This is a genomic window from Paeniroseomonas aquatica, assembly GCF_030409335.1.
Classification (GTDB): Bacteria; Pseudomonadota; Alphaproteobacteria; order Acetobacterales; family Acetobacteraceae; genus Belnapia; species Belnapia aquatica.
On record NZ_JAUFPN010000084.1, the window covers coordinates 1 to 11,243 of the forward strand.

The following is an 11,243-nucleotide window of genomic DNA, read 5'->3' on the forward strand; positions in this document are numbered from 1 at the left end:
ACCATGCCCGTCAGCCTTCGCGCATAATCCAGGCTAGCTTGCGGCTGCATCACTGGATACTGGATGTTATCGGAACGCACAAAGCCGATTAACCTGAATACGAATAAACCGTCCGCTCGCCCACCAGCCGGTCACGCGCCCGGTGCAGGCTCCGCATGTCGAGCTGCTCCTCGCTCTTGAGCTCGACAAACCGCATCGTCGGCCGGGTCGCCGCCGCGGCGATCGCCTCCGCGTCGCGGTCGTCGTTCTTCTGCGATTTTACATAGGGGCGCACGTACTCCGGCGACATCAGTCGGACCTGGTGGGCCTCGTCATGCAGCCTGCGGCCAGGGTGATGCGCCCCACAGAAGGCCTCCATCGCCATCACGCAGCCAGGCAGGCCCGCCGCCAGTTTGGCGACACCCTCCCGATGCAGGCGCCGTCGCAGCACCACCCACCCACCAGCGTCGAGACCCACCACGCTGCAGCTGTTCTTACCCAGGTCGATCCCCAGAACCGCGATCTGCATCGAACCAGCTCCCGTCCCTCAGATTACCCTGCCAGCCTAGCGCAGCAGGGGAGAGGGGCGGGCCATCCCATAAATTCCGACACTCCCGCCTGAGCGGCTTGAGGCCGGGGCAACCAGGTTGGAAAGACCCGCGCCCCGTCGTCCCGCCCTAGATCAGCATGGCCTCGCCGCAGGAAGACGCCCTCGCCTACAGGCACCTACCCGCCGCGCAGCGTTGAGCAGCTTCAGCGCCTCAACGGCGCGATCACGCACTGGACAGGCATCAGCGTCGTACTCCCGACGACGATGCTGTCGTCCGCCTCGTTGGTGCCAGGCTACTCAAGCTGTCCAGCGAACATCACCCTCGGGACCATGGGCGATACCGCCGTCAGCCTGCCCTTGGCATCCTGACAAGACATCCCGCCCGCTCGGGAGCATCGTTCCTGCACCACATTGTGGAGCACGCTTCACCACTGCCACAGAGGCAAGCCATTCCGTAACGCCGCAGGGCTTAATGCCTTCCCAAAAGCCGACATTATTGATAATCCCTTGACTCGATTGAGATATGAAATCTCAACAGAAATAAATTTGGCGTTGGACATCCACAGTTTATTAAAAGAGCAACATGAATTCGATGGAAAACAATATAGGCGCTAGTAATTTTCAGAGTATTAGAAGAGAATTTTCATCTCTAGTTACATCTGCACTCTGGTGGACAGACTGGGAAGCAAGGGGGGCTTGGGCCGAACAGATACCGTTCATCTTTTTTGTTTCGAAGTCCACGAAGCCCCGGCTTACCGTGGTAATCGGAAAAGGAACCATCCCCGCCTTCTTGGCCGCCTGTCAGGCAATGCAGCGGCTGGAATTGGGAGGCCGGGTCATCGGGATAGTACCGCCTGACGAATATTCCCCGCCTCCGGATGTCGCCGAGCTGATAACATTCCGATACAGCGCATTTTCGCGCTTGATGTCGGGCGATCTTGACGCCCTCGCGGGTGCTGCGGGGCCTGGGGAAGTGGGGTGCCTGATCCTCGGGGCCGATATCCTGCGCCAGATCGATGCGACCTCGCTGGAAATGCTCCGGTCGCGCTTATCGGCAGATGCCGTGGTGCTGGCCATGGGCGGAGCGGACGGCACCGGCGCCGCGTCCTGCCAGTCGATGCTGGACAGGGGCGTTTCGTTCTCGTTCATGCATGGCGACGGATTGCAGGTGAGGGCCGGAACCGGTGGTCCGGGCGCCATGCTGCCGCAATTGCTCGATCAGGCAGGCAACGATCCCGCGCTCGGCTTCGCCATCAGCCAGGCGTTTCTTCGACTGGGGCAAGGCCTTCGCAGCCGTCAGCGTGCTTCGGATGCGCATGCCGCTGTCGAGCGCCTTGAGCTCGACCTCAGCCAGGCCAGGGGAGAGCTCGATGTTGCGCTGGAAGCGCTGCGCGCCTGCGAGCGCGACCGGCAGGCCGGCGTGTCGGAGCTGCAGCACGTCCAGACGCGGCAGGTGGCTGCCGAAGCGTCGCTGAAGGTCGCGCAAAGCACGTTGAGTACCACCGAAGCGGCATTGCGGCATGCGCAGGACACGCTGCGGGCTACCGAGCAATCGCTGCGGACGACCGAAGAACGGCTCAATGCTGTTGAAAGCAGGCAGCACGATGCCGATGCGTTGCGGGCGACGGAGGTCGAGGCCTCCGAGGCCCTGCACGGTCAGGCCATCTCGCTGCGGGGCGAGCGCGATAACCTGCTTCGTGAGCTGGAGGCCATTCGCGCCTCGACCTCCTGGCGATTGACGGCGCCGCTTCGCAGGATGGTCGGCGGCAACCCCTCCGCCGCACGCTGGGCGCGGCGAGGGATCAAGCTGGCATGGTGGACCGTCACCCTCCAGCTGCCCGCCCGGTACCGCGCACGGCGTGGGCAGGTCGCCGCTGCCCCAGTCCCAAGTCCAGGCCCAGTCCCAGGCCCTGCGCCGGTCGAGACATACTCCCCTCCCGCGCCGATCGAGCCGCAACCGGTGGCCGTCGCCGCACCCGCGATTTCCGAGGCAGTCGAAGCGCGCATCGGTCACCTGGAACATCGGGTCCTGGTCGCCGAATCGCTGGCCAAGGCGGAGCAGGCGAGGCTCGACTGGTCCCTGGGCGCGGTCGAAGGCTTCGCCGCCGTCATCGACGACTATCACGCCATGCGCCGGACGAAGGCGTACCAGGCCGCCTTCGACGTTGCGGACCCCCTCGTCTCGGTCTGCGTGGCCACGGTGAACCGCGCGGAGATGCTGGTGGAGCGGGCGCTTGCATCGCTGCAGGCACAGACGCATCGCAACCTGCAGATCGTTGTCGTCGGCGACCACTGCACCGACGACACCGCGCGCCGCATCGCCGATCTGGGGGACGACCGTATCGTCTTCGCCAACCTGCCCGAACGCGGCCCCTACCCGCCGCCGGGCATCGATCGTTGGCGGGTGGCCGGATCGAATGCCATGAACCACGCCCTGTCGCTTTGCAAAGGCGACTTCGTCACCCACCTCGATGACGACGACCGCATGACCGCCGACAAGATCGCCACCATGGTGGCTGCCGCACGCGACAACAGCGCGGACTTCCTCTGGCATTCGTTCTGGTACGAGCACCGCGACGGGAGCTGGGAAGCGCTCGGGAACGGGAAGCTCGAACTGGGCCAGGTCACGACCGGTTCCATCTTCTATCATGGCTACTTCGCGCGGTTCGGCTGGGACGTGCATGCCTACCGGCTCGGCGAACCCGGAGACTGGAACCGGCTGCGCAAGATCAAGATGCTGCGGCCCCGCCTGCATTACGTCGCCCAATCCCTGCTGTTCCACCACGTTGAGCAGGCTCAACCGATTTTCACGTCGCAAGACGGCGAACGCTTCCTGGACTGATGACATGATCACAATCCACATGACGACGCATAAGCGGTTGGCGGCTGGTCTTCTGGACCAAGCGGTCAGCTCCGTACTGACGCAGGACTTTCAGGACTTCGAATTCATCGTCTGCGACGACGCCAGCACGGATGGCACCGCGGCCTATCTCGATGCGGTCGCCGCGACCGACAAGCGCCTCAAGGTCTTCCGCAATCCGCGGAACGTGAACAGCGTCGCCATCTCGTTGGGCCGCTGCATGACCGCGTCCGATCCCGGACGGCGCTGGGTCAGCTGGATGTTCGATGATTGCATCCTGCTGCCGGGGGCCCTGCGCAAGCTCGCCGCAGCCGTCGCGGGGCGGGATCTCGGCATGATCTATGGCATCACCGAGGTCCGGCAGCCCGATGGCTCCGCCTTCCGCGTCGGTGACCTGAGGCCCGACGAGGTCAGGGCGCGGATCGCCGCGTCGTCGGTGCTGGTGCCCAATGGCGGCATCCTCATCGATCGGACGGTTTTCGACCGCATCGGCTGGTATGACCCGAGCATCGTGCTGCGACGATCCTGCGACTGGGATCTGTTCCGCCGCATCATCGATGCCGGTACCGCCTTCGAGGTTCTGCCCGACGTCCTGATGGAGGAGCATGGCGCCCTGCAGGCGGACTCGCTGCGGAATGCCTTCACCACGACCTTCGATCTCATGGCCCGCTTCATCGCGGCCCGCGACGCATCGGGCCTGCGCCTCAGCCTGGCCAATACCACCTCGATGCCGATCGACTGGATCCCGCCTGCCGCCTGGACGCCGCAGGACATCGGGCTGATGCAATTCATGTTCGTCGAGTATTTCCTGTCCGTCGGCGACCTTCCGCGCGCCTTCCGCTGGGCCCGCAGCCTCGAGGCGCATTTGCCCGGCGGCAACCTCCTGCGGCAGAACCTGCTCCGCAGCGTTTCCGAGGGCGGCAACAACGGCGCCATGGCAGCAGGGGCCTATGCAGGGATCATGCTGGGCGCCTTCCGGCAACACCGCGAGCGGCTAGGAGAAGCCTGAGTGACACAGCACGAGCGTCCTGACGCCCCTCCGGCATCGATCGGGCCCGCCTTTGCCGTCACCCCCCGCCGCCTCGGGACCGACTTCCGCATGCTGCCGCTGGGCGCCGACGGCCCCGACTTCGATGGCATCGCGGCGGCGTCCGCCGGCTGCGTCCTGTGCGAAGGACCGGAATCCTGGTCCGAGGCCGGCCTTGCCGAAGCCCTCGCCGGCTTCTGGCGGATGCTGAGGCCGGGCGGGCTGCTGCGTGTCGTGACCCCCGACCTCGACGCGGTGGTCCAGGCCTACCTCTATGCGGCGCCCGACGCCGAAGCCGCATCGAGCGCGATGCGGTTCAACGCCTGGCGCCATGCGGTGCGGGATCGCTTCATCTTCAACGAGGAGGCCTTGCGGCTGGCGCTGTCCCGGGCCGGCTTCGTCGATCCCAGGCGCTTCGTCGCCGGCTCCGGCAGCGATCGGCTGTTCTGGGACCTGGAACCGGCGGATGCTTCCCTGCTGGTCATCGAAGCCCGCAAACCGAAAGAGGTGGTCTGATCGTGCGCATTCCTTTCCTGCGACCGAATCCGGCTCGACTGAGCAAGCTGCTGCCAGGGCTCGAGGCCATCGAGGCCAGCGGCATCTTCACGAACTACGGTCCGGTCAACAGCCGCTTCGAAGCGGAGGCGACGGCCAGTTTCTTCGGCGGCCACGGCGGTTGCCTGACGGTCAACAATGCGACCATCGGGCTCATGCTGGCCCTGCGGGAGGCCGCCGGCGAGGCGCCCAGGGGCACGACCCGCTACGCCCTCATGCCATCCTTCACCTTCGCCGCCACCGCCCATGCGGCGATCTGGGCGGGGCTGACCCCCTTGCTCTGCGACATAGACCCGGACCGCTGGACACCCTGCGCCCGATCGGAGGAGGCCCTGCTGGAGCGCTATGCCGGGCAGGTCGCCGTGGTGATGCCCTACGCCACCTTCGGCAACGGCCTGGACCTCGACCGCTATGCCGGGCTCGCCCGGCGCCACGGGGTGGGCATCGTCGTCGACGCGGCCGCCTCGCTGGGCTCGATCGACGACAGCGGCCAGGGCTTCGGGACCGGCTTCGCGCACGCCATCGTCTATTCCATGCATGCCACCAAGACCTTCGCCACGGCGGAGGGCGGGCTGATCTATAGCGCCGATGCGGAGCGCCTGGCGCGGCTGCGCACGATGGGCAATTTCGGCTTCGGCGAGCCGCGCACGGCCACGATGCCCGGCCTGAATTCGAAGCTCAGCGAGGCCGGGGCGTTGCTGGCGCTTGCCAAGCTGGAAAGCTTCGGGCAGATCGTCACGCATCGCGCCGCCTTGGCCGATGCCTATCGGCGCGGCCTGCCGGGATGCAAGTTCCAGCAGGTCGCAGGCCGGCAGATCGCCTACCAGTTCATGCCGGTCGGCATGCCGGCGGGCCACCCCGGACCGCGCGAGGCCTTGCTGGCCAGCCTCGCCGCGGCCGGCGTCGCGGCGGGGCACTACTTCAGCCCGCATCTGGCGGAGCAGCCCTATTTCCAGCGCGTGTCGGAGATCGCCGAACTCCCGGTGACGGAGAAGCTGGCACCGCGGATCCTGTCCCTGCCATTGGCGGATTCGATGACCATCCCGGAAGTCGAGATGGTCTGCGCCACGGTCAGGGCCGCATGAGCAGCGATTTCCTGGACCCGGCAAGCCTCGCCGCCATCGGTTTCGGGGCGCTCGGCCAGGGTGTCCGCATCAGCCGGAATGCGGTGCTGCTGGCGCCGCACCGGATGCGGATCGGCGATCACGTCCGCATCGATGCCTTCTGCGTCCTCTCCGCTGGGGAGGCCGGCCTCACGATCGGGCGCAATGTGCATATCTCGGCGATGACGACGATCCTGGGTCATGGGCGGGTGGAGATCGGAGATTTCGCCACGATCTCGGTCCGCTGCGCGCTCTTCAGCTCGACCGACGACTACAGCGGCGCCTCGATGACCAACCCGACAATCCCCGCGGAGTACCGCCGGTCGACGGATGGGCCCGTGCGGATCGGGGCGCATGCGATCCTGGGCAGCGGTTGCGTCGTGCTGCCCGATGTCGAGATAGGCGAAAGCGCGGCCGTTGGCGCCCTCAGCCTCGTCAAATCCGACGTGCCGGCCTTCAAGATCGCTGTCGGGACACCGGCGCGCATCATCGGCGACCGTTCGGCGGAGCACCGGGGGATGGCGGAGCGGCTGCTCGGACAGGAAGCCGTGGCGCGGCGGCCGGACGCCTGATGCCGGCATCCCGTGAGGCGGTGGCGTAGCGCCGGTTCGCGGCGCCACGCCGGCCGGGTCAGACGACCTGCCAATCCGCGCCAGGGTTCGAGGCGAAGCCGGCATTCACGATCTTCGCGCCATCCATCTGCCATTCCGCGATGGTGCCGTCGATGTGGCGCAGCAGGATATCGGACTTGCCGTCACCGTTGTAGTCGCCGATGTCGGCGACCTGCCAGGCGGCGCCCGGATTGCCTATGGCCGTGCCGGCGGTGATCGCAGACCCGTTCATCAGCGTCAGGTACAGCAGGCCGTCGTCCTGGCGTAGCAGCATGTCGGATTTGCCGTCGCCGTCGAAGTCGCCGACGCCGCCGACCTTCCAGTTGGCGCCGGGATTGGTCACGAAATCATTGCGCTCGATCGTGATGTTGTTCATCTGCCAGAGCGCGATGGTGCCGTTGTCGTTGCGCAGCAGCATGTCGCTCAACCCGTCGCCGTTGAAGTCGCCGACGCCGCCGACCTTCCAGGCCGCGCCAGGATTGGCGCTGAACACCGCGTTCACGACCGTCGTGCCGTTCATCTGCCACTGCGCGATCGTGCCGTCGATGTGGCGGAGCACGATGTCGGCTCTGTCGTCGCCGTTGAAGTCGCCCGTGCCGGCAATGCTCCAGTCCAGGCCGGGGTTGCCAATGATGCCGCCGCCGATCAGCCGGGGGCCGTTCATCTGGCCTTCGTAGAGGGCACCGTTGTCGTTGCGCCACAGGATGTCCGAACGACCGTCGCCGTCGAAGTCGGCGCTGCCGGCGACTTTCCAGGCCGCGCCCGGATTGGTGCTCAGGCTGGAATCGATGATCCTGGCCCCGTCCATGATCCAGGCGCCGACGGTGCCGTTCGCTTGCTGCAGCAGGATGTCTGACCTGTGGTCGATGTTGATGTCGGTTGGGGGCGGGTTGACGAAGACGTTCGGGAGCGGCCCGAAGGTGATGTCGCCCGAGGACAGCCTCGAGACGCCCGCCAGGAAGACGACGTCGTTCCCACTCTGGCCGTAATACACCGCCAGGCCGTTGACGCCCTCAAGCGTGACGGACTGGAAGACCAGGGACGTCGCAGGGATAGCGGTGGAAAACTGCAGCTTGTCGATGCCCGGGTTGAAGCCGTTGATCCAGTCCCTGCCATGCCCGGGGGCATAGGCAAGCATATCGGCACCGGCACCAGCTTCGAAATAGTCGTCTCCCAGACCACCGATGACGGTGTCGCCTGTGGGGCCAAGTCCATACGAGTCCTTCAGCGGACTTCCTAAAATCAGGCCCATCACCCCTCCCCTTTTTGATTGGAACTGTTATCAAGCGAAGACTGCCGGTGAGGCCCCCCTTTGCGACCCAACCGGCCCCTGCAACCTAGCCATGCGCGCGGGCCTTTAAAATCGGCATCCTTCACCTTCTCCCCAAGAATATGCGCAGTCACCAGTCCAAGTTGCTGAAATAAGGAAACACTAAATCCCCGATTGATTATTTGTTGATTTATTATAACGAATATTGACGTAACCTACTGATTTTTTTATATTTGTCTCATGCGCGAGCAACAGGGGATCGCAGCCTATGCGTCGGATGCCAGTGGAAGCCAATCTTCCAGGTTCAGGTCTGCTCGTGGTCGACGACTATTTCCCCAACCTGCTGACCGGCTTCCGCGTGGCCGAGTTCACGCATTACCTCCGCGTCTTCCCCGGCATGCGGGTCGCTTCGACGGCACCGGATTTCGTGGCGTTGCACGCTGCCTATGCGGACCGGCATGCCGACGTCGCGGCACAGGTGGTGCCCTGGTCCCCCGACAGCTTTCGCACGGCACGTGCCGTCAGCCTGACCTTCCTGAACAATGCCTATCACTGGGTCGATGAGCTCGACCGCCACGGCATTCCCTTTGTCTTCACCCTTTACCCCGGCGGCGGGTTCGAGCTGGGCGAAGCCCGGTCAATGGCGAAGCTGAAGCGGGTCCTGGCGTCACCCATGTTGCGATCCGTCGTCGCCACGCAGCCGGTGACGGTCGAAACGCTGAGCCCCATATGCCGCGTCCCGGTCCTGGAGTTGCCGGGTCTCGTCATCAGCCCGGCCTATCTGGCGGCCGATGCCGTCAGGCGCCCCCCCGCGGCCGGTGAAGGGCTGCGCATCTGCTTCGCTGCCTATCGCTACGACGCGGGAGGCCGTAGCAAAGGCTATCCGGAGTTCATCGCCGCCGCGAGCGAGCTTGCCCGGCGCCACGGCAATCTTCGATTTGCGGTTGCCGGGAATTTCAGCGCATCCGACTGGCCGATCCCTGACCATCTTGCGCCGCGGCTCAGCTTCGTCGGGCCGTTGCCCACGCAGGAGCTGCGCCAATTCTTCCTCGGGCAGGATGTCATAGTCGCGCCGACCATGCGGTTTGCCCTCACCGGCACGGAGTTCGACGGCTTCCCCACGGGAAGCTGCGTCGAGGCCTCGCTGTGTGGCGTTGCGATCATCTGTTCCGACGAACTCAGGCAGAACCGGCATTACGAGGACGGCGAGGAGATCATGATCTGTGAGCCCGAGGCCGCCTCGGTCATCGGCTTCCTCGACGACTTGGCCCGTCACCCCGATCGCGCGCTCCGCCTCGGCCGACGTGGCCAGCTGCGGACGATCAAGCTTTACGGTACCGCCGCGCAACTGCTGCCACGCACGCGCCTGCTGCGAAACCTGGCGGATAATGTCGGCATTCGCTTTTAGCGATAGTTTTCCAGAGGCTGTCCTGGACCTCCGGTCCATCGGGCGGCCTGCCTTGGGCATGCGGCTGGCGAAGGCGACAATCGGCCAAGGTGCCGGCATAGCCTTCACAATCCGTCACCCACGGCGATAGCGGGTGGTCAAGGCGAAGGTGCGGTCGTCCAGGCTGGCAGGCATCAGATGCGCTGCCGACGCCTAGCAGCTGATTGGCTGTGCCGCTTCCGTAGAGGATCGCCTGATCCAAAGCCAATGCGGCGAAGGAGGCGAAGACGCTGCGGAGCTGCGCGTCAAGGTTGGTCGCGTCCTCGAGGAGCTCGCGGCTGGTCAGGCAGAGCAGGGTAAGACCGTATGTCCGCCCTGAGCCTGGGATCTTGCCCTAGGATGCGCCTGGGTAACCTCGAGGGTTGCCCGCGTGGGCGGGTCGATCCTCAGTGCGAGGAGGACGAAGCATGACGGAGACTGGCGCAATCTTTGTGGGCATCGACGCAGCAAAAGCCAAACACGCGATTGCTGTGGCTGAACCGGGCCGGAGCGGTGAGGTACGGTACATTGGCGAGATTGACGCGGCCGCGGATGCCGTCCGCAAGCTGCTGACACGTTTGGCCAAGAGACACGGCAAGCTGCACGTTTGCTATGAAGCCGGCCCGACGGGGTATGGGCTGTACCGGCAGGTGATCAGTCTTGGCCATGAGTGCACCGTCGTCGCACCATCGCTGATCCCACGGAAAGCAGGTGACCGGGTAAAGACCAACCGGCGCGACGCCATACAGTTGGCGCGCCTGCTGCGGGCCGGCGAGCTGACGGCGGTCTGGGTACCGGACGAAGGGCACGAAGCGATGCGCGACTTGGTTCGCGCACGAGAAGCGGCTGTCGACGATCTGCGCCGCAAGCGGCAGGTCATATCGTCGCTGCTGCTGAAGCATGGTCGAGTGTTTCCCGGCAAGACGACGTGGGGCGCGGTGCACGTGCGCTGGCTGCAAGAGCAGACCTTCACCCATCCAGCGCAGCAGGTGGTATTGCAGGAGATGGTTCTGGCCGAGCGGCATGCGCGTGAGCGCCTGGCGCGGATCGAGGCGGCGATCGCAAGACTGCTGCCTGATTGGTCGCTGGCGCCGGTGGTTGAGGCGCTGCAGGCTCTGCGCGGCATACGTCTCGTAACGGCCGCGACTATCATGGTCGAGGCCGGCGACCTTGGGCGTTTCGAGACCGCACGGCAGTTCATGGGTTATCTCGGGCTGGTGCCCGGTGAACGCTCGACCGGCAACACCGTGCGCCGCCTTGGGATCACCAAGGCCGGCAACGGCAGACTGCGGCGAGCCCTGGTCGAGAGTGCCTGGACCTACCGGCATCCGCCCCGCACGGGCAAGCTGAAGCATTATGTGCTTGAGAAGCTGCCTGCACCGGTCAAGGATATTGCCTGGAAGGCGCAGACCCGCCTTTGCACCCGATACCGGGCCTTGGCGTCGCGCGGCAAACATCTCACCGTCGCTGTCACCGCAGTAGCGCGCGAACTCGCCGGCTTTGTTTGGGCAATCGGACGGGAGGTCAAGCCAGCCTAGCAACCCGCCTCACCAGTCGCCTTCCATCATAGGGCTGCGCAGGGGTGGGGGCGGGGCAACGGCAAGGGAACTCCCGTCTGACGCTTTGTGGCCGGCCATGCTGACGCCCGCAGTAAGATCGGGAAGCCCCGGGACGCATAAGCGGAGATGCGGTACCCAACCCGCGGATCAGAGCATGATCACCGACGTCCATTGGCCCCGCCTCCTCCCCTACGCGGCCTCGATGCGCCCGCCATCAATGGCGGATGATGTCGCACGCCAAGTGACCTTGACGGCGGACATCAGAGCGGCGCCGCTACAAGGAGTTTCTCGAAGGTGCTGGCA

8 protein-coding genes and 1 pseudogene are annotated in these 11,243 nt (G+C 65.3%); 7 read left to right on the top strand and 2 right to left on the bottom strand.

Annotated elements, in window-relative coordinates; genetic code table 11:
- Positions 1-109 precede the first annotated feature (109 nt).
- A pseudogene (locus tag QWZ14_RS08400) lies at positions 110-508 on the bottom strand (IS110 family transposase); the annotation flags it as partial.
- An 811-nt stretch (positions 509-1,319) separates the two neighbouring features.
- On the opposite strand from QWZ14_RS08400, the gene QWZ14_RS08405 reads away from it, so the two are divergent.
- The 5 genes from QWZ14_RS08405 (at position 1,320) to QWZ14_RS08425 (ending at position 6,646) form a co-directional block, all read left to right on the top strand.
- Entirely contained in the window at positions 1,320-3,371 is a 2,052-nt protein-coding gene (locus tag QWZ14_RS08405) for a glycosyltransferase family 2 protein (protein WP_290316184.1), read from the top strand.
- A gap of 19 nt (positions 3,372-3,390) precedes the next feature.
- The gene (locus tag QWZ14_RS08410; RefSeq protein WP_290316185.1) at positions 3,391-4,398 is read left to right on the top strand and encodes a glycosyltransferase family 2 protein; all 1,008 of its coding nucleotides are present in this window, start codon (positions 3,391-3,393) and stop codon (positions 4,396-4,398) included.
- 90 nt (positions 4,399-4,488) lie between these two features.
- On the top strand, positions 4,489-4,932 hold the full coding sequence (locus QWZ14_RS08415) for a class I SAM-dependent methyltransferase (RefSeq protein ID WP_290316186.1): 444 nt from the start codon (positions 4,489-4,491) through the stop codon (positions 4,930-4,932).
- A gap of 2 nt (positions 4,933-4,934) precedes the next feature.
- Positions 4,935-6,056: a DegT/DnrJ/EryC1/StrS family aminotransferase gene (locus QWZ14_RS08420; RefSeq protein WP_290316187.1), complete on the top strand. Its 1,122-nt coding sequence runs from the start codon at positions 4,935-4,937 to the stop codon at positions 6,054-6,056.
- Positions 6,053-6,646 (top strand): acyltransferase, encoded by a 594-nt coding sequence (locus QWZ14_RS08425; RefSeq protein WP_290316189.1) that lies wholly within the window; start codon positions 6,053-6,055, stop codon positions 6,644-6,646. Before QWZ14_RS08420 ends, QWZ14_RS08425 begins: the two co-directional genes overlap by 4 nt.
- Positions 6,647-6,704: 58 nt before the next feature.
- Here QWZ14_RS08425 and QWZ14_RS08430 read toward each other — a convergent pair whose 3' ends face one another.
- Positions 6,705-7,937 carry an FG-GAP repeat domain-containing protein gene (locus QWZ14_RS08430; RefSeq protein WP_290316190.1) on the bottom strand — a complete coding sequence of 411 codons (1,233 nt, stop codon included), beginning with the start codon at positions 7,935-7,937 and terminating at the stop codon, positions 6,705-6,707.
- A 301-nt stretch (positions 7,938-8,238) separates the two neighbouring features.
- Between QWZ14_RS08430 and QWZ14_RS08435 the strand changes: the two genes are divergently transcribed.
- Positions 8,239-9,363: a glycosyltransferase family protein gene (locus tag QWZ14_RS08435; protein WP_290316191.1), complete on the top strand. Its 1,125-nt coding sequence runs from the start codon at positions 8,239-8,241 to the stop codon at positions 9,361-9,363.
- Between the two features lie 446 nt (positions 9,364-9,809).
- Positions 9,810-10,919 (top strand): IS110 family RNA-guided transposase, encoded by a 1,110-nt coding sequence (locus QWZ14_RS08440; RefSeq protein WP_290316192.1) that lies wholly within the window; start codon positions 9,810-9,812, stop codon positions 10,917-10,919.
- The last annotated feature ends 324 nt before the right edge of the window (positions 10,920-11,243 follow it).